At 52.8% G+C, this 19746-nt stretch carries 18 protein-coding genes; 13 read left to right on the top strand and 5 right to left on the bottom strand.

From position 1 onward, the window contains the following. Positions 1–124: 124 nt before the first annotated feature. The 4 genes from FGI04_RS12365 to FGI04_RS12350 all read left to right on the top strand — a co-directional run bounded on the left by FGI04_RS12365 (position 125) and on the right by FGI04_RS12350 (position 4093). A complete protein-coding gene (locus FGI04_RS12365) occupies positions 125–415 on the top strand; it encodes a hypothetical protein (protein ID WP_342699577.1) in 291 nt (96 codons plus the stop codon). Between the two features lie 73 nt (positions 416–488). Continuing rightward, positions 489–1163: a YjbF family lipoprotein gene (locus FGI04_RS12360; protein WP_342699578.1), complete on the top strand. Its 675-nt coding sequence runs from the start codon at positions 489–491 to the stop codon at positions 1161–1163. A 9-nt stretch (positions 1164–1172) separates the two neighbouring features. Next, a complete protein-coding gene (locus FGI04_RS12355) occupies positions 1173–1952 on the top strand; it encodes a capsule biosynthesis GfcC family protein (protein ID WP_342699579.1) in 780 nt (259 codons plus the stop codon). Next, complete coding sequence (locus tag FGI04_RS12350) at positions 1952–4093, top strand: YjbH domain-containing protein (protein WP_407336818.1); 2142 nt, start codon at positions 1952–1954, stop codon at positions 4091–4093. The genes FGI04_RS12355 and FGI04_RS12350 overlap by 1 nt, the downstream gene beginning before the upstream one ends. 118 nt (positions 4094–4211) lie before the next feature. On the opposite strand, the gene FGI04_RS12345 is transcribed toward FGI04_RS12350, so the two are convergent. Then, a complete protein-coding gene (locus FGI04_RS12345) occupies positions 4212–5234 on the bottom strand; it encodes a hypothetical protein (RefSeq protein ID WP_407336817.1) in 1023 nt (340 codons plus the stop codon). Positions 5235–5380: 146 nt separating this feature from the next. Between FGI04_RS12345 and FGI04_RS12340 the strand changes: the two genes are divergently transcribed. The 3 genes from FGI04_RS12340 (at position 5381) to FGI04_RS12330 (ending at position 8869) form a co-directional block, all read left to right on the top strand. Next, positions 5381–5536 (top strand): hypothetical protein, encoded by a 156-nt coding sequence (locus FGI04_RS12340; RefSeq protein ID WP_407336816.1) that lies wholly within the window; start codon positions 5381–5383, stop codon positions 5534–5536. Between the two features lie 142 nt (positions 5537–5678). After that, the gene (locus FGI04_RS12335; protein WP_407336815.1) at positions 5679–7193 is read left to right on the top strand and encodes a hypothetical protein; all 1515 of its coding nucleotides are present in this window, start codon (positions 5679–5681) and stop codon (positions 7191–7193) included. A 611-nt stretch (positions 7194–7804) separates the two neighbouring features. Beyond that, a complete protein-coding gene (locus tag FGI04_RS12330; protein WP_407336814.1) occupies positions 7805–8869 on the top strand; it encodes a diguanylate cyclase in 1065 nt (354 codons plus the stop codon). A gap of 6 nt (positions 8870–8875) precedes the next feature. Here the strand turns inward: FGI04_RS12330 and FGI04_RS12325 are convergent, their stop codons facing one another. Further along, the gene (locus FGI04_RS12325) at positions 8876–8998 is read right to left on the bottom strand and encodes a hypothetical protein (protein ID WP_342699584.1); all 123 of its coding nucleotides are present in this window, start codon (positions 8996–8998) and stop codon (positions 8876–8878) included. Between the two features lie 243 nt (positions 8999–9241). On the opposite strand from FGI04_RS12325, the gene FGI04_RS12320 reads away from it, so the two are divergent. Further along, on the top strand, positions 9242–10018 hold the full coding sequence (locus tag FGI04_RS12320) for an SDR family oxidoreductase (RefSeq protein ID WP_407336813.1): 777 nt from the start codon (positions 9242–9244) through the stop codon (positions 10016–10018). A gap of 48 nt (positions 10019–10066) precedes the next feature. On the opposite strand, the gene FGI04_RS12315 is transcribed toward FGI04_RS12320, so the two are convergent. After that, the gene (locus FGI04_RS12315; RefSeq protein ID WP_434964867.1) at positions 10067–11017 is read right to left on the bottom strand and encodes a VirK/YbjX family protein; all 951 of its coding nucleotides are present in this window, start codon (positions 11015–11017) and stop codon (positions 10067–10069) included. A gap of 400 nt (positions 11018–11417) precedes the next feature. Next, positions 11418–11903: a Dps family protein gene (locus tag FGI04_RS12310; protein ID WP_016941869.1), complete on the bottom strand. Its 486-nt coding sequence runs from the start codon at positions 11901–11903 to the stop codon at positions 11418–11420. 627 nt (positions 11904–12530) lie between these two features. On the opposite strand from FGI04_RS12310, the gene FGI04_RS12305 reads away from it, so the two are divergent. After that, on the top strand, positions 12531–12869 hold the full coding sequence (locus FGI04_RS12305; protein ID WP_168365251.1) for a PM0253 family protein: 339 nt from the start codon (positions 12531–12533) through the stop codon (positions 12867–12869). 76 nt (positions 12870–12945) lie between these two features. Here the strand turns inward: FGI04_RS12305 and FGI04_RS12300 are convergent, their stop codons facing one another. Beyond that, positions 12946–14403 carry an AMP nucleosidase gene (locus FGI04_RS12300; RefSeq protein ID WP_342699587.1) on the bottom strand — a complete coding sequence of 486 codons (1458 nt, stop codon included), beginning with the start codon at positions 14401–14403 and terminating at the stop codon, positions 12946–12948. A 428-nt stretch (positions 14404–14831) separates the two neighbouring features. Here FGI04_RS12300 and FGI04_RS12295 point away from each other — a divergent pair, with 428 nt between their 5' ends. From FGI04_RS12295 to FGI04_RS12280, 4 genes are all read left to right on the top strand, one after another. Then, positions 14832–15350, top strand: a complete 519-nt coding sequence (locus tag FGI04_RS12295) for an Hcp family type VI secretion system effector (RefSeq protein ID WP_012883992.1) — start codon at positions 14832–14834, stop codon at positions 15348–15350. Positions 15351–15515: 165 nt separating this feature from the next. Continuing rightward, positions 15516–17552 (top strand): type VI secretion system Vgr family protein, encoded by a 2037-nt coding sequence (locus FGI04_RS12290; RefSeq protein ID WP_407336812.1) that lies wholly within the window; start codon positions 15516–15518, stop codon positions 17550–17552. Positions 17553–17561: 9 nt separating this feature from the next. Beyond that, positions 17562–18932, top strand: a complete 1371-nt coding sequence (locus FGI04_RS12285) for a PAAR domain-containing protein (protein ID WP_342699589.1) — start codon at positions 17562–17564, stop codon at positions 18930–18932. Beyond that, positions 18932–19699 carry an ankyrin repeat domain-containing protein gene (locus FGI04_RS12280; RefSeq protein ID WP_342699590.1) on the top strand — a complete coding sequence of 256 codons (768 nt, stop codon included), beginning with the start codon at positions 18932–18934 and terminating at the stop codon, positions 19697–19699. Before FGI04_RS12285 ends, FGI04_RS12280 begins: the two co-directional genes overlap by 1 nt. Positions 19700–19746: the final 47 nt, after the last annotated feature.

The raw sequence follows: 19746 nt of genomic DNA, 5'->3' as shown, positions 1-19746 counted from the left end.
AATTACGTCATCAGTCATGGGGAAGATCCAACCTGGCTGATTAATTCGGCCAGTCGTGGGGTAGGGAATAATTTTCGAATTATCCCTGTCCTATCTCCTTAACGGGAAATAAAAGGAAATGGTAATGATGAAGAAAACGTTGGCGACCCTGGTGTTGGCTCTGGCCATCCCGGCGGGCGCACTGGCGGCTGAACAGCCGACAGTCAATGGCGGCCAGCCTGTTGGAGGGGTGACCTTCCAGGGCAGCGGTATCGCGGCTGGTGCTCATGCGTTTAGTGCGGCTCATGGCCGCGGTACCGGCTATGGCTATGGGTTTGGCCGTGCCGTCGCAGCTGGCGTCGTATCTGCCTCCACCAGTACGACCTCCAGTACCGTAGGAACCAGCACCTCAACCGTGACGTCAACTCGCGGTTAATGATGGGCTATTCACCAAGGCCACTCCGGTGGCCTTTTTTCTGCTTCAGGATGTTCAGGCGAGAACCCGAACAATGAAAAGAATCCTTGAGTTAACACTGTTCAGGATACTGGTGACGTTTTGCTTCATACCGGGGCTGACAGGGTGTTCTCAGCAAATCAGTCAACTTGGGCGGGACTTTCGGCTGGCGTTGTGGGGAAGGGAAGACGTGAGCATGACGCCACAACAGGTTGCACAACTTCCCTATGCCTCGGCGTATCTGAAAGTAGGTAAGGCACCGCGTGCTTTTGTCGTACTGGCGTTTGTCGATAACCAGCAGTTGCAATGGGTAACGGAAGATAAAAACAGTGTGACGACGCGTTTTGGGCGACTGGTGAAAACGCAAGGATGGGGAGAAGACATTCGGCATGTTACCGAACTGGAGTCAGACCCGCTGAGCCTCGGTTTGCTCAAACCCGGTACACCCAAAAACTGGCACACCGTGGTGAGTTGGTCACAGGTGCTGCGTGGCGGCTATGACCTGCAATCCGTATTCGAGAACAAAGGTCTGGAAACCCTGACCGTAATGAACACCCCAATAAAGACGGTGCGCTTTGATGAGCAGGTAACCGTTCCGGCGCTGGGCACACATTACACCAACCAATACTGGCTGGATCCGGCTTCCGGGCAGGTCATCCAAAGCTACCAGTACATGGGGCCAAACATGGCTCAGGTTCAGTTCACTGTGCTTAAGCCATACAATAAATAGGGCTATTCTATGTTGTCATTCAATCGTCTGGCCGCCCTGTTATTGCTGGTGGCCGGAACATCAGGGGCAGCGCAGTTAACGGTCAAGGTTGCGAATGAAACGCTGCCTGTCGTCGTGCAGGATGACGGTACGCGCCTGGATCAGTTCTACAGCCGGATAACGTTTCCGGACAACGTTAACTGGCAGACGGCATTACTCACCAATGAGAGTGTGACGCAGCAAGCCAAAGAAGCGGGAGAGAAATTACAGGCGCGGCTCTATCAATTGCAACTGGCCTGGCAGATTGACGGCGATGGCGACTGGGCGATAGCCGCCTGGTATATGGCGCAAGCGCTAAAACAGGTGAACGCCGTTGGCCGCATTCGCGCCAGTATCGCGCCGGACATCATCCGTTTATCACCGCGGAAGAATCGCCCGCTGGTGGGGAACTACACCCTCTATCTATCGCCGTATCGGCAACAGTTCTTCCTGTTTGGGTTAATCAGTACCGGCATTGATATCGGCACACCAAACGTGTTTAAGGACATTGACCTTAAGCCAGGCTGGTCGGTTGAGCAATACATTGGCAGGCGGCGTTTCTTGCCGGGCGGTAATAACCGGGAAGGGTATCTGATCTCGGGTGACGGGCACTGGCGCAAGGTTCCACTGGCTATCTGGAATCGCCAGCACCATGAACCGGCTGCCGGAGAAACGCTGTTCATCGGTTTCGATCCTTCCATTTTGCCTGACGGCTTCTCTTCGCTGAATGCGCAGATTGCCGACTATCTTGCCAATCGGATTCCACACTAATGGCTAATCACACAATGTTGAAACTACGCTGCCTGTCACTGGCGATAGGTAGCGCATTGGGAACGTCGGCTCAGGCGGCGGATAGGGATAACAACGACGCAGTGAATCGTAGCGGTTATTACCAACCCGCTGGCGTGTCGCAGATGGATTTTGGCGGCGTAGGGTTATGGCAGATGCCGAGCGCACGTATGGCCGACACCGGTGAATTTAGCGCCAGCTACCGCGATAATCAGGAGTATCGCCGTTATGCCATCTCGCTGCAGCCGCTCGACTGGCTGGAGATGACCCTACGCTATACCGATATTCGCACCCGGCCTTACAGCACCTCACCCTCGTTCAGCGGACATCAAACCTATAAGGACAAGAGTTTTGACGTCAAAGCGCGGCTATGGCAGGAAAGTCGTTGGTTGCCGCAGGTTTCTCTGGGCTTGAGGGATATCGCCGGGACTGGCTTGTTCGACAGCGAATATCTGGTGGCCAGTAAACGCTGGGGACCGTTCGATTTCTCTCTGGGGATGGGCTGGGGCAACATGGCGCAGAGCGGGAATATCATCAACCCCGCCTGTCGGTTGTCAGCGGGATTCTGTACCCGCTCCGCCTCCACCGAAACCGGGCAATTCGCGGCGAAGAATTTTTTCCACGGGCCAGCAGCACTGTTCGCTGGGCTGGAATACCAGACTCCCTGGGACCCACTGCGCATCAAGCTGGAATACGACAGTAACGATTACAGTAAGGAGGCCGCTGATCAGACTCGCCCCGCCTCACAGCATATCAAGCAGGATTCGCCGATTAACGTCGGCCTGGTGTATCGCGCTACCGACTGGCTGGATACCTCGCTGTCGTGGGAACGAGGCAATACCCTGATGTGGGGCTTTACCTTGCGAACCAATTTTAATCGGCTCAGACCACAGCACCCGGATGATGAACCACCGGTCTATCTGCCATCGAAAAATGCAGTTGGCGGCACCGACTGGCGGCGTGTCTCGCAAGAGCTTGATGAGCAGGCCGGTTTTAGCGAACCAGATATTTATACTGATGGTCAGCAGGTCACGGTGGTGGCGGATCAGTATAAATATAACAGTGATGCGCAGGCCAGCCGACGGGCGGCAACGGTGCTGGCGAATAACCTGCCGGAGAGTGTGGCGCAATATCATATTGTAACGCGTAGCGGCCCGCTGACCACCACCAGTACCCGTGTGGATGCGGCTGCATTTCGTCAACTGGAATCCGGCAGCACCCCGCTGGGGGTGGATGAACCGGATCCCTATCGCGTTGAGCCATTGTCGGAGCCGCGTGGCCAGCAGGTGTTGCATACCACGCCGCCGCGTTTTTCCTACGGTATTGACCCGTCGTTGCAGCAGTCGTTTGGCGGCCCGGAATCGTTTTATATGTATCAGCTGTCCGCGAATGCCAGTGCGGATTACCGCATTACGGACAACTGGCGACTGGGCGGTACGCTGAACATCAACCTGCTCAACAACTACGATCAATTCAATTTTAAATCACCGCCGCAGGATGGCGCGGCGTTGCCCCGTGTTCGTACCCATATCCGTGAATATGTGACGTCGTCAGATGTCTTGCTGACCAATCTGCAACTGTCTCGTTACGATCACCCCGCTCGCGACTGGTATACCCAGGTCTATGGCGGTTATCTGGAAATGATGTATGCCGGGGTAGGGGGAGAAGTGCTGTATCGGCCATTTGGTAGCAACTGGGCGGTCGGGATGGATGTGAACTACGTTAAGCAACGTGACTGGGACGACCCGCAACGGCTGAGGGATTACAGCGTCACCACCGGTCATCTCACCACCTACTGGTCGTTGCCGTTTGTCAAAGGTGGGCTGGCGAAAATCAGTGTCGGGCGCTATCTGGCGGGCGATAAAGGTATCACGCTGGATCTGTCACGCCGTTTCGACAGCGGGATTGTGGCCGGTGCTTTTGCGACCGTCACCAATGTCAGTGCCAGTGAGTACGGCGAAGGCAGTTTCACCAAGGGTATCTACTTTACGATCCCATTTGATTTGCTGTTTAGTTCGCCGACAACCCGCCGCGGCTCCATTGGTTGGGTACCGCTCACCCGAGATGGCGGCCAGATGTTGGATAGACGTGATGTGCTGTACAACATGGTTGATAGGGAATAAATGGCTGATAAGGAATAAATGGTTGATAGGGAATATCGCGTTTGGGGGGATGAGCCCCCCATGGAACACGCGCAGCCCGAATCGTTGCCGACACCTCTCACCGAGGTGTCGGGGCGTATCAGCGCTGGAACTGGAGTGAAGGCGGGGATGCTACTGGGTGCAGGGCGGTGGCCTGCCGACGATGCAGTGTGCTGCTGACCATCATCATGGTGACGAACAGGAATAACCCTGGCGAAAAGTAACCATAACCGCGCAGGAAAAATTCAACGGCATACCCTATCACGACCGCCATGGCGATTTTCAACAGTGTCGACTCAGTGTCGGTATTGTCGCGGATGCGGTTGATGGTATTGACGGCTTTTTTCAGAACCCACAAGTAACCGGCGCTCAGTAGCAGGCCGACAGCACCGAATTCGCTGACGATTTTCGACGCCAGAAAACCGCCGTCGTTGCGGTTGAAATCGCTACCCGCCAGCGACTGGATGACATACCCGTATTGGCCCACGCCATTAGTGCCAGCCATTTGTAACCCCAGACCGATACCGTGACTTTCCAGCAAGGCGTTCTTCGCATCGTCCAGCCCCTGCAGGAACACCAGCGTGGTCAGGTTATCGGTATCGTCACTGATAGCCAGACGTGATCCAAAGTAGGCGATGGCGGGCAGGTCGGAGAAGTAGGTCAACATGATATAGACTGCGACGACCACGATGACGAGCACCGTTAACATTAGCGTGACACGGCGCGCCATCCAGAAGACGAAAATCGCCATCATGCAGAACACCAGTAACGTCAGGCTAGGGAAAATCAACGCCTGCAACAGCAGGTTCCCCAGCAGTACCAGGCGTTCCCGGTTTTTCATCAGAATGCCGCTGGCGCACACAAACAGGCCTACTGTCAGTGCGTAATGGCTCTCTTCGGAAAAGGGAAATACCGCTTTGGGTTTGGCCGCATAGCTGCCGATGTCAATGCGATGGATAACCGAGAGCCAGCCCAGCAACAATAGCGTATAGGTCACGGCGCGAAACACGCTAGCCAGCGTAGCGGGAGAAACCGTTAACAAGCGATTAGATAACAGTATGGCACCAAGAAAAATAATAATCAGTGCAGGTAAGGTAAATAAAGGCTTGTAATTATCAGTCATCTCAGCGATATAACCGGACTGTGCAAGTAATATAAATACCACTATCGAGAAAAGTAAGATTTTTCCACTGGAAAATGACAGCATTTTCATATGGCGCAGGCCATAAATATAAATGGGGACGATAGCTACCATCATCCCTGGAGCCAATGAAGATTGTTGCAGAAATACAAACACAAACTGCGGTGTCAGGAAAATGCAAAGCATTGTCCAGTAAAGAGGAACATGCTTTATGGTTGCTTTCAATTTTCTATTCTCCCTATCTCAATTACTATTTTATTATGAGTGATGATAAAGCAGATTGAATTGAATTTTTAATTATTTTTTCAGAAGGATTATGACAGTTGTTGACGTGATTGTTTATCATGGTGTGTATCAATAAATGACGTTTCACCAGGCGAGTTGTTAATCTTAATGTATTGAATTAATTGATGTTGGAGGATGGCTATGAACAGAAGAGATTTCCTTGCCGGCAGCCTGGCATCGCTGGCAGCGACATCAGCGACGGCATCACAAAATAATAATACCCTTAATAATGATGCTGTTGCCTTTACCCGTGATATCAGGAATTACAATATTGATTTCTCCGGAAAGAATGATTCCACCGGGCCTTTTCAGACGCTTCTTAATGATATGCTGGAGCAATCAAAGTCGTTATCAAATGCACAGCAAAAAGTCAGGTTAATGCTACAGGGTGTCGTGCAGGTTTCTTCCACAATTAAAATCGATGCATCGAAAGTTTCTATTCATGGTCCGCTGACAATTATTTTTACCAAAAATGGTAATTTTGATAACTACGCGATTGTGGTGACAGGTAATCCAGATGTGGATGCCGCTTACAGTAATATCGTGGACAGTTTTTTTTCTGGTGTGCATTTTATTTCGGAAAAGAGAACGTTAGACCTGTTTTTTGCCTATAACCCGGAGAACAACTCCAACCGTAATGCATCCTGTCTGCTCAGTATTTATTCCTGCCGCTTCACCGGATTCAGGCGGGTTTTTTCCAATGGTGCTGGTGGGTGGGGCTGGAATTGGTTTTCCTGCGGTTTTAATAACTGTGATCGCCTGTTGTACCTGACTCGTCAGCCGGATTCTTATGAGCGTTTTACGTTCATCGGCTGTATCTGGCAAAACGGCGGCTATGCGTTTGAAATCGATAACCCGGACGGTGTGGTCTACTGGCAGGCGGGAAGCTTTGATTATTGTGAAGGGATAGCGCTGATTAATGAAGGCCATGTCGAGATTAACGGCCATGTCGAGTACGTGAAGCGTAAACAACCGGTGGTTGTGCTCAGAAAAAAGAACGCCAGTTTTGTATTTAATGGTGGGGCGATTTTCGTGCGTCAGAATCCCGAACAGCCCTATGTGATTTTTGATCAGGCATTTGACTATCAGACCACACTGACCAGTGTGCGTTTTGCGACCGATGGCGTTAATGTCACGTCTTGTGTGATCTCCAATCGACCGTGCTGGAAGAATAACCTGATTTTCACCAATCAGATGGCGGAGCTGATCGCCCTGAACGATAACGGCAGTGCCGTGGTTTATCCCGGCGCAGCCAGTTGTGCCTGTCGCTACGATCCGGCGCACATCAAAGAAGACAAGGGACGGTTTGTCAAAATCGCCGCCAGCGACAACGTACAGCTGCAGTTTCTGATACCGGTCAATGGGCATGATCAAATCGGTGTGGTCTGGCAGGCGCAAACCTCCGCGACCAATAAAGTCGCCATTACTAAAGCCCTCCACGCCTATGGTGAGAATGGTCCCGGCCCGGTCATGATGGATCTGACGCGTGACGGTAAAGATTGTATCCAGCGTAGTGATCAGTTACAGAAGGGCAGTTCCGGTACGCTTTGGAAGGTTCCGCGCAGCGCCTGGCTATTTGCGTTGTCATTCAATCTTTCCTCGGCCAGTGTGGGTGATTATCTGGATATGCATGAGCTGAAACTGATCAGTTGTTGATGGTCGTGCCAGATGTAAGGAATGTGATCGTTTTACGATAGTGGGGTGTAGGCAATGAAAGGTTGTGTAACTAATTGATTTTTTATTAATACCTGACTTGTTGCCGGTGAGCAGCATCCCTATGATGGCACCCGTTGATAGTGAGGTGAATCATGAGAAATGTCGTCAAAATGGTCGGTTTTCTGGCATTAATTGCAAGCCTGAGCGGTTGTATCTTTCCACCCCCGTGGGGAGGACCCGGTGGTGGGCATGGCGGCCACGGTGGTTTTCATTATCAGCCCGTAAACGGAGCGGATCATCCCTGATGTCCCTGCGGCCGGTTCTCCCCCTGTGGACTGGCCGCGTATCAACACCTTTCTGCACTGTCCTTCCTTACTGTCTTTCCCTCTTTTTTCCCTTCTTTCTCTTTTCCCTGTCATGTAATCGTCTGATTCCATGCCGATAATGCGTGCTCTTGCGCGATATTCAGGTTATCGCGCGGATTATTTAACCCATTACATGCGTTCACCCTGTTTTAAGCAAAATTGTCTCTTAAATGAAGCGCTCTGAACGGGAATTTGGAATAATGTCGGCATGTCCCCATGATAATGATTATAAAAAGGAGAATGGGCATGAGTTCGGCATTTGTCTTTACACCGGCTGAACGTGATCAACGCCGCTCGGGACTGGCGTTTGCCAGACGTGTTTATGTTCCTCGCCTGATGGGATTAGGGCTCGGTTTTTTCTATGTAGCCGCTGTTTTGTATGACCTGACCCAACCTGGGTGGGTGTGGGGTGTATTGTTTTTCAACGGTTTTCTCTGGCCACATCTGGCGTTGTGGCTAGCCTGCCGGGCAGATGACCCGATGCGGTTCGAACAGGGCAATCTGCGATTTGATGCCTTCATGGGGGGTATCTGGATTGGCATGATGGGCCTGAATTCTCTGCCGTCTGTGCTGATCATATCGATGATGGGGATGAACAATATTGCCGCCGGTGGGTTGCGGCTTTTTGTTCAGGGACTGGCTATTCAACTGATCACCGTGGTGGCGATCCTCTGGCTGGTTCATCGGCCGATTGTGTTTGCGACGACACCTGAGCAGATCTACTTTTGCCTGCCGATGTTACTTATCTACCCCATACTGGTGGGCCTGGTGACGTATCGTACCGCCATCAAACTGGCTGAACATAAGCGTCAGTTGCGGGAGATCAGCCAACTTGATGGCATGACCCGGTTGTACAACCGGCACCACTGGGAGCAGTTGCTCAAAAGCGAGTTTGAACTGTGTGTGCACTGCCCACAGGTGGCGACACTGGCATTACTGGATATCGATCACTTCAAGCGTATTAATGACAGTTTCGGCCATCATGTTGGTGATGATGTGATTTTATTGCTGAGCCGCGGTATTAAGTCGACGTTGCGGCAATCAGACATCACCGGCCGTTTTGGCGGTGATGAATTCGGTATGGTGTTGCCACAGACGGCGACTGCTGAGGCAGAACGTATTATCCAGCAATTACGCGAATATCTGCACGATATACAACTGCACCACGCCCCGGCGCTTCGGGTCAGCATCAGCGTTGGACTGGTTGAGTTTCATCCCGGCATGGAGGATTATCGGGTCTGGCTGAAAGCGGCGGATACTGCGTTGTATCAGGCTAAGGATAATGGCCGCGGTTGTACGGTCTGTGCCTGAACTGAATTACAGCGGCATAAAACGTGTGGGAGTGACTGCTTTGCGTCGCGCTTGTTCCAGATGCGTACGCATAAAGTCAGCGGCGCTTAACCGATCGCCTTGCTCCAGATGGCGAATGGTTTGCAGCAAAAAACGGTTGCCTGCGACGCTCTTCCTGTACAAGTACCGGCGACATTCGCCGTGATGCACCGCTATGCGCTGCATGGCTGAATAGTGATATTTATCGTCTCGGCATCACTGTCAGTAAAAATGGAATAATCATATCCATTTATCCATCTTTATCCCCTATTGGCATCCAGATAGGATCTCCCGCAACAGGTAAGGCCGCTGTAAGCCTGCCTGTTTTTATCCCGAGACAACAGGAGAACCGCAATGCAACAATACACCCAGCAAGAGCACACCAAACACGAGCACACCCAGGATGCCAATGTGGCGATTGTCACGGGGGCGTCGCGGGGGATTGGCCGAGCGATTGCACTCAAACTGGCACAACAAGGTTGGCGGGTGGTGGTGAATTTTGCCCGGCAACACCAGCAGGCTGACGAGGTGGTGAGTCGGATTCACGACATGGGGGGACACGCGCTGGCGATTCAGGCGCAGGTGGGCGACCCCGAGCAGGTAGCGGCGCTGTTTTTGCAGGCGAAAGCCCAATTCGGGCGTATTGATGCGGTGATCAACAGTGCCGGTGTGATGGCGAATACACCGATTGCTGATGGCGATGTGGCGCAGTTCGACAAGATGATGTCGACCAATCTGCGTGGTGCGTTCATTGTGCTGGGTGAAGCGGCACGACAGCTGGAAAACGGTGGGCGAATTATCGCGCTATCGACCAGCGTGATTGCCCGTTCGTTGCCCGGTTATGGTCCTTATATCGCGTCTAAGGCGGGGGTTGAAGGATTGGTGCGCGTGCTGGCGAACGAACTGCGCGGCCGCGAGATTACGGTGAATGCGGTAGCGCCTGGACCGGTGGCAACAGAACTGTTTTTTAACGGTAAAACCGAGGCGCAGGTCGCGGCGATTACGGCCATGACACCGTTGGAAAGGCTGGGAGAACCAGAGGATATCGCCAATATCGTGGCTTTTCTGGTTGGGCCGGAAGGCGGCTGGATCAACGGTCAGGTGGTTCGTAGCAATGGCGGGTTTGCGTAATCGGTATGGCCTACCGGGGAACAGGGTTTTCCCCGGTATCGACGGACGTTAACTGGCGATGCGATGTAACCCGTCTGATGACGCGATATGCCCCAGATTGTGTTGGATTTGGGTGTTGATATCATCGAGTAACTGATAACGGCGTTGGTACTGGGCTCGCTTCTTGCTGGGTAATTCTTCCAGCGTTTTGCGCGTAATCGTCAGTGGAAGCAGGTACAAGCCTTGTGCGTTTTTGCTCGCGTTAACAGAAAGCCAGAATTCGCTATAACTGGAAAAGCGGACTTTATTTTTACGGTAGCTGTAGCGCAGGTTCTGATACACGTGATTTTCATCACCTACTGCCAGAATACGGTTGATGCCGGTGAGTGCCGCAACGGTCAGCAAGCATTCCAGCAACAGACGTTTGGGAAATAACCCAAAGCAGGCTTTCGACGCGTCTTTGGTCAGTTCACGCGTTTGTTCACTGCCTTTCCCCTGTAAACCGCCGATCATAATGGTGGGCTGGTTCTGGTCACGTATCACGGAAAACGTCAGCGATGCCAATACCATATCGTTGTAACGAATACGCAGAGTGGCTTCCCCCTCTTTGTCATAACGCGACGTGCTGCAAATCAGCGAAAAATTTTCGCCATTCTTGCCGGAAAACCGTGCCAGACAGTAGTCATCCAGGCTAAGCAACGCCTGTTTCAGAAACGGGTTAGCCAGTTGTTCCACAAACGTATAATGGGCACAAATAGCATCAGCGCGCTCAGCTGCACATAGCGTGGCGGACAGATACGGGCGATGAATTTTGGTTGGTAACATCGGCCGGATTCTTACTGCTTTCTGCATTGCGGGAATCTTAATAATATTATTCAGATAGCGCAGTGTAATCGACGGCATTAATAATGAGCGTAATAAGAATTTGGCTTTTATATCAGTTTTTCGCCAGATTTTTTCAGAGAGAAAATTGCCGTTTAGAAGATGAACAAATAATGACAGTGCAGATGTGTTTTCCATGAACATTCCCCTGTGAAAGCGTGCTAAAAATAACCACAGGGGAGCGGATGCCCGATAACAATGCATTACCGTAATACTCAAGCTCAAGAACCCTGTCATGCTAACAGGCGAGAGAGTGATATCATCAAAACTCGCTCTGTATATGGCTGGGGATTATAGTGATGGCAAAAAAAATAAAAATCATAACCCCCTGGCTGTTGAGTATTGATTTAGCGAAAATAATAAATGCCAGCTTATTATGGTTCTGTTTGGGATTGATTTAAACTTTATATCCGAAAGTGCGTTACAATAAGAGATCGGCGCAGAATAAATGCCATCTTAGCAATGGGATAATCGCTACCGCATAGATGGGTGACCCCGCCCGCATTGGACGGGGTAATGATGAGCCATCAGGCTCGCATTATTTCAGGTAGGCGTTGTACATCCAGATTTGTTTTTCCTGCTCCTGGATGTAATCGGTCATCAGCGACGCGGTGCCCTCATCACTGGCTTCAGCCGCCAGTGGCAGGATTTCCCGCTGTTGTTGCAACAGCACGGCGTAGCCAGCCAGCAGCCCTTCCAGCGTTTTCTTGCCATCAGTAGCGTTGACGTCTTCTTTGATATCCGCCACTTTCAGATAGTCGCTATACGCATGCAACGGCTGTCCGCCCAGCGCCAGAATGCGCTCTGCCAGTTCATCGATTTTCAGCAGCAGTTCGTTGTAGATTTCCTCAAACTTTGCATGCAGTTCGAAGAAGGCTGCGCCGGAAATATTCCAGTGATAGCCGCGTACATTCATGTAAAGAATCTGGTAGTTGGCCAGCAAGGTGTTCAGTTTGGCGGAAATTTTCTCAGACTGCTGTACATCAAGACCAATCGGACTTTTTTTCTTCTTACTGCCTGACATATAACGCTCTCCTTTGTGTCAATCGCGTATGCATTCGCTATGAACAGCCGTCCGGCATATGCTCACTTACCGGGCAACGTGACAGCCTTTCCATCATAGACCAGAAGTCTTACCCATCTCTACCGGCTGGGCACAACGGGCCGACTCTCATTTGTAAACCTGGCTATCATTTGTAACCCTGACTGCCTATTTGTAAAACCTGACTACCACAGGTCAAACCTGACAGTCATTTATAAAACGATTCTGTGGATAAACGTTTGCGGCGCATCACTATTTTTGTACTGCATCCCATGTTGATAACCGAAGGGGCCTGTTAGGAGGGGAAACGCACCGGTAGGTTATCCATTCGTGGTATGAGTAAAGAAAGGATAAACCTTTGAACAGAATATGTTCTGACCACAACGTGGCTCTTCATCCCTCATGAGAGGGTAATGGCAAGTACATTGTGTTTTATCAATCCGTTCATCATTTACCCATTGAGGGTTATAGGTTTATATCCATATATTTTTCTTCCCCGACTGATCGTATTATTCGCGCCGGGATATTCATCCAGGGATTGTCGGGGTGTGGTATGGATACCCGAATGAGTTAGGGGCAAGTAGAATGATATTTATCGGGTTTTAGAAAATGAGGGTTAATCCTTTTACGGCGTCATGGAGTCGAAATGGTAATCTTTTGTGTCATGGTCATTGGATCATTCGTTATCTGGAACGCGAATTTGAATTACCGGAGAAATATCACGATCAGCATTTAGGAACGCTGGGAATTTATTCGGTGATTGACCCTGACGATGAGCTTTACCGGGATGGGTTGGATGAAGACGACTGGATACTGGAAAACGTTGACTGGCTGGCGGACTGTTTTGAACAGCATCAGGTACCGATTGAAGAAGACTATTTTCGCTTTTTCTATCAGGCGGTGAATCCGCATGACTGGCGCTGCACCAGTTGTGCCGGGTGCATGTAATACGTCATAACATCAATATATATCCGGGCCGGTAATCCGCGCTAACCGCTCCCGTGGGCCGGGAGCGGCTTGGATATTACCGGAAAGGCGGCTCGTTGAAGGTGCGCAGTTTGCGCGAATGCAGGTGTTCTGCCTCAGCGCGCAGCAGGTCTACCGCGCGGATGCCAATCTGCAAATGCTCGGAAATCGCGCCTTCATAGAAGCGGTTTGCCTGTCCGGGCAGCTTAATCTCCCCGTGCAGTGGCTTGTCTGACACGCACAGCAAGGTGCCGTATGGCACACGGAAGCGATACCCTTGTGCGGCGATAGTCGCGCTTTCCATATCGACCGCGACTGCCCGGCTGAGGTTGAAACGCAACGCCGAGGCGGAGTAGCGCAACTCCCAGTTGCGGTCATCGGTGGTCACCACGGTACCGGTGCGCAGGCGCTGCTTCACTTCTTCACCCGGCATGCCGCTAACCTGTTTGGTGGCATCGTACAACGCGCGCTGTACTTCGGCGATGCTGGGGATTGGGATATCGGGTGGCAGTACTGAATCCAGCACATGGTCATCGCGCAGGTAAGCGTGCGCCAGTACATAATCGCCGATGCTCTGACTTTCCCGCAGGCCGCCACAATGGCCGATCATCAACCAGGCGTGTGGCCGTAGCACCGCCAGATGGTCACAGATGGTTTTTGCATTCGACGGCCCAACGCCGATGTTCACCAGCGTAATGCCCCGTCCTTCGCGTGAGATGAGGTGATAGGCGGGCATCTGGTGGTTTTTCCAGGCCAAATCCGACACCGCCTGCTGCGGGTTTTCCGTATCGGCGGTGATCAGCGCGCCACCTGCGCAGGCTAACGCCTGATACGGGCTGGCAGGATCGGCAATGTGGTCGCAGGCCCAGCGTACGAACTCATCGACGTATCGGGTGTAGTTGGTAAACAACACGAACGGCTGGAAGTGCTCGGCCCGGGTACCGGTATAGTGGCGCAGACGAGCCAGCGAGAAATCAGTACGCAGCGCATCGAAATGCGACAGCGGGAAATGATCGAGTGTCTGCAACAAACCGTCGGCGGTTTCATCGCCGATCAGTGCCAGCGACGGGGTAGGGAAATGCTGTGCCAGTGCGACACTCATCGAACGATCCAGCTTTAGGTTCGCGCCATCGATCACATAGGGATAAGGGATCTCCTTGTCTGACGGCACCACGTCGATAGTCGCTGAATAATCGTTTTCCAGAATAGCCAGTTGTTCTGCCAGATAGTGGCGGAACAACTGTGGCCGGGTGACGGTGGTGCGATAACTGCCGCCGTGGGTAAGGCGACCGTAGGCACGGGTCTTGCTGTGCTTTTGCGACATCCCATCCCAACTGATACGCAGTTCCGGGTAAACAAACAGCCCATTGGCGCGAGCCTCGGCATCTGGCGGAGTACCGTGAGTAATAAAATCACCGATTGCGGTGCGCAGCGCTTTGACAGAGCGCTCATACAGCGCTTCCAACTGGTCCAGCGCCTCGCTGGCGGACAAGCCAGCGCCTGGTGCATAACTCATCTTCGCTCCTTTCTTGTCATGCGATTGATGCGATGGCGGATGCCATGCCGTAGGCTCATTGTGGCACAGCGCACATCACGGCACGATGGGAGAAAAGTGAATTTGAAAAGTCGGGGCTGGCATTTTTGCAGGAAAATTAATTGTGATGAATATCACAAAAAATGGCTGTGTTATCGTTCTATTTTTAACCTGTTGCAGAATAAACACAAAATCTGCGCAATTTCTTGCTCACTTTCCAGCATAAATCCCTGTTTGCGCAATGGATGCCGTTTTTTCGGGAAGTCTGCGCAATTTTTTGCTCAAATTTGACTTAGGGAAAATGGCGATATTATTTTCCCCTTTAAAAACAATAGAATAAAAACTGGCATAGTCATTGCTTTATGAACGGTGAAGTCACATCTAATCGTTCAACAACAAGGAGCAAGACTATGCCAACCCCATGTTATATCAGCATCGAAGGTAAAACCCAGGGCAACATCACCGCCGGTGCCTTCACCTCCGACTCCGTCGGCAACATCTACGTGCAGGGCCACGAAGACGAGATGCTGGTGCAGGAATTCAAACACATCGTCACCGTACCGACCGACCCGCAGTCCGGCCAGCCTGCCGGTCAGCGCGTGCACAAGCCGTTCAAGTTCACCGTCGCGCTGAACAAAGCCGTCCCGCTGCTGTATAACGCGCTGGCCTCTGGCGAAATGCTGCCGACCGTGACCCTGAAATGGTACCGCACCTCTGTCGAAGGCAAGCAGGAGCATTTCTTCACCACCAAACTGACCGACGCCACCATTGTCGACATCAACAACCAGATGCCTCACTGCCAGGACCCGTCCAAGCAGGATTACACCCAGCTGATCGAAGTGTCGCTGGCCTACCGCAAAATCGACTGGGAGCACACCGTGGCCGGGACTTCCGGCTCTGACGACTGGCGCGCGCCGATCGAAGCGTAATGACCTGTTAACCCGGACTCCGGTCCGGGTTTTTCTGTTTTTGTCTGTGCTGAGCGATGGTGACCCCATCGCTGAGTGCAGAGGTACTCATCGTGATAAATGCACTGACACACGGCACAGACCGGGTGTGCGGTAGCTATGGAGCCGGGGAAAGGAGGAAGCAGGGTGGCCAACAGTACAGGATTGCAGTTTACCGTGAAAATCGGCGCATTGGCGGACACCACCTTCGCGGTGGTGGATTTTGAGCTGAGCGAGGCGCTGAACCAGCCGTTTGCGCTGTCGCTGAGCCTTGCCAGCAGTCAGGCGGATATCGACTTTGGCGCGGTGCTGGACCAGCCATGCGAGCTGCTGGTGTGGTACGAAGGCGAACTGCAGCGCCGGGTCAGCGGTATCGTCAGCCGCTTTGCCCAGGGCGACACCGGTTTTCGCCGCACCCGCTATCAGGCCGAGGTTCGCCCGGCGCTGTGGCGGCTCGGTCTGCGCACCAACGCCCGCATCTTCCAGACCAAAAAACCGGATGAGATCATCACCGAACTGTTGCAGGAAGCCGGTATCAGCGACTTTGCCTTTGCCCTGCGCCACGAGCATGCAGCACGTGAGTACTGCGTGCAGTACCGCGAAAGCGACCTGGCGTTTATCAACCGGCTGGCGGCAGAAGAAGGGATGTTCTACTACCACGAGTTCGAAGCTGGCAAGCACCGGGTGGTGTTTGCCGATGACGCCGGTGCACTGACCAAAGGCCCGGAGCTGTTCTTCAATCTCGCCACGCAGGGGCTGACCGAAGGCGCTTACGTGCGCCGTTTCCGTTATGCCGAGGCGGTGAGCACCGCTGAGGTGGAACTGAAGGATTACAGCTTCAAAACCCCGGCATATGGCCTGTCGCACAAGAAAACCAGCAACGAACTGGCGCACCAGCGCGAATCCTACCAGCACTTTGATTACCCCGGCCGCTTCAAACTGGACCCGAGCGGCAAGGCGTTTACCGGCTACCGGCTGGATGCGCTGCGTGCGGATGCGATAACCGGTGTGGGCGAGTCGAATGCCGCCGAACTGAGGCCGGGCAGCACCTTTACCCTGACCGAGCACCCGAACCCGGCGTTTAACCTGGCCTGGCAGGTGGTGGCGGTGACCCACAGCGGCCAGCAGCCGCAGGCGCTGGAAGAGGAAAGCGGTGGTGAGCCGACTACCATCAGCAACAGTTTCGAGGTGGTGAAAGCTACCACCACCTGGCGGGCGGCCATGCCGTACAAGCCGATGGTGGACGGCCCGCAGATTGCCACCGTGGTCGGCCCGGCGGGTGAAGAGATTTACTGTGATAAATTTGGCCGGGTGAAGCTGCAGTTCCCGTGGGACCGCTACGGTGCCAGCGACGACCAGAGCTCCTGCTGGGTGCGGGTCAGTCAGGGCTGGGCCGGTGGTCAGTACGGCTTGATCGCCATTCCGCGCATCGGTCATGAAGTGGTGGTGAGTTTTCTGGAAGGCGACCCGGACCAGCCGATTATCACCGGTCGCACCTTTCATGCGACTAACCCGACGCCGTATGTCTTACCGGAGCATAAAACCCGTACCACCTTGCGTACCGATACGCATAAAGGCAGCGGATTCAACGAACTGCGGTTTGAAGATGAAGCGACCCGGGAGCAAATCTATCTACACGCGCAAAAAGACATGGATGCGGTGATTAACAACATTCATCGCCAGAGTGTCGGGTTAGATCAACATCTGAGCGTGGCGAATGACCAGTTCGAGCGGGTCGATCGCCATAGCCATCGCACCATCGGGCAGGATGACTTTGAGCAGATTGGTCAGGATCATCATCAGTCAATCGGGCGTCATTTCGTGCAACGCATCACCCAGTCATTCAAGCGCTTTATTGGTGGCGGCGAGATTACCCGTATTGACGGCAGCCGCCAGACCACGTTGTCCGGTTCGGAAGAGACCTTAATCGGCGCACATCAGCGCGTGTTGGTGAATACCGACAGTTACCTCAAAGCGGCGGATATCGTGCTGGAAGCAGGACAATCGCTGACCATTAAAGCGCCTGGCGGGTTTATTAAGATTGACGGCGCGGGTGTCACCATTTCCGGCACGCTGGTGAAAATTAACGACGGTGGTTCCGCCGGGGCGGGTACGGCACCGGTATCTATCGAACCCGAGTCCCCCACCAGACCGACGCTGCCCGATGCGCCGGACCGGCGTTAAGGAGCCATCATGCCAGGAGCTGCACGTTTAGGAGACAGTTGTGCTGGTCACGGCTGTTTTCCCGCTACCCCGGTCATTGCGGGCAGTGGCGATGTGATTATCAATGGCAAACCGGCGGCGCGTAAAGGCGACGCGGTGTTACTGCACGCCTGTCCCTGCCCGAACATGCCGCACGGTGTGCACAGTCGGGCGATTTCCGCCGGTTCCGGCACGGTGATTATCAACGGTAAGCTGGCCGCCCGTATCGGTGATGCCATCGGTTGCGGCGGGTCAGTGGCGGCAGGAAGTGGGGATGTGATTATTGGCGACACACCTTACCAGTCGCCGGTGAAATCCTGTGCGGAACAGTCCGCAAAAAGTCGGGCTCCACTGTTGGCGCTTACGCCGATGCTGCTGCCCGCCATGATGGAGTGGGCCGCGACCGCCGAACTACCGGTGCTGGATGAAGCGCTGACCGTATTACAGCGTAAAGATCGCTATCTGGCGCGGGCCAGGCTGGCGCAACAGGCATCGGCTATGCCGGGCCTGAAAGACGCCGCCACCCGACTGGCGTTTAATAATGACAGCATCTTGCGTGCTGAAGCGGCGCAGTATGTTTACTCTGTAGATGAATTCCGCCGAGGTGCGAGGTCGGTATTACCTAAATCCCCCGTCGGATTGGATTTGATTAATCCAGATAGCGTGACAGGGCTAAAAGATGCGGTATTTATGGATAAAAATACCGGCTTTGGCGCAGCGCTGTTTAAATCCTCGATAAATGGCGAAACCATGCTGACATACCGGGGAACCAATAATGCTGTGACAGGAAAGCAAGATTGGATGACCAATTTATCGCAAGGAATGGGTAAAGAATCAGCTCAATATAGTCAGGCTATGGATTTAGCAAAAATGGTGAAACGCTCAATGTCACCGGCACCATCAATTGTTGGCCATTCACTAGGTGGCGGGCTAGCTTCTTCTGGGGTTGGTGTTACAGGATTAAAAGGATACACCTTTAATGCGGCTGGATTGCATGAAAATACAGTGGCACGTGTAGGTGGTATGGGATTAGATAAAATCGGGTCACTTATTAAAACTCAAGCAGTAGATGGTGAAATCCTGACTATGGCTCAGACGTATGGTAAAGCGGCATTGCCGGGACTGTTGTCGGGTGCAGGGGCATTGATTGGAGGCGGTGTCGGTGCTGTAGTGGGTGGAATTGCTGGCGCTGCGACATTATTGAGTGGGGCCTTGCCTAAAGCGGCCGGGAATATGATGCCGTTGCCTGCATCAGGTGGCTCTCCGTTAGCACGCCATGGTATGGATCAGGTTATTGCGGGTATTGAGAGCCAAAAAAAGGATGATATTGGTAGTATTACTAAGGCACTTAAGGGGGCGTAATGCAATGGCTCAAATGGTTGGGGATACTGATTATTGGAATATTAACCGCCTGTCAGGCAGGAGGGCAGAATATGCAGGCCAGTGAGTTTTTTAAACCACCGATGGTGAATGTGTTATCCAGTATCCAGAAAGGTGATGAAGCCGCAGCCCGACAACAGCTGGCGCAGGGGGTAAACCTGAACGTATTGGGTGCTGAAGGGATTACCCCTCTATTGTGGCTGATGATGCAGCAGGATCAGGCCGGTGCCAGACTGGCGTTAAAGCTGGGTGCGGATCCTAATTTTCGAACGGGTACAGGCACGACGGCTGTCAATATGGCCGCTGGCGCGAAATCACCTGAATGGTTGAGAATGATGCTCGATGCCGGTGGTGATCCTAATTCCCGCGATCACAACAAGGTACCAGCGCTATTTAATGCGATAGCGGAAGAACGTTGGGCGGATATCAAATTGCTGGTTGAGCGTGGTGCTGATGTCAATGTAGTCGATGGGCCAGGCCGTAACAGTGCACATTATGCAGCCTATTTGAACAAATATGACGTGACTTACTGGTTAATCGAAAAGGGGGCTGACATTCACCCTTATGATGCAACAGGAAGTAATCTGGCATGGACGGTAGAAGACAGTTTATCGCTTATGGATCATAGCTCGCCATATTATCCCTGGGCGCTGAAAGTAAAACAGTTATTACAACAGCGTGGCATCAAATTCCCCCCTTTATCGCCAGAGGAAGTACGCGAACGTCGTGCAAGGGGAGAATCCCTTTGAAGTGGTGGCACTGGCTGCTTGCTGGCTTGCCTGCCGCTGTTAACCGC

The sequence above is a fragment of the Dickeya ananatis genome, assembly GCF_019464615.1.
Taxonomy (GTDB): domain Bacteria; phylum Pseudomonadota; class Gammaproteobacteria; order Enterobacterales; family Enterobacteriaceae; genus Dickeya; species Dickeya oryzae.
This window is presented reverse-complemented; position numbering and strand designations above follow the sequence as displayed.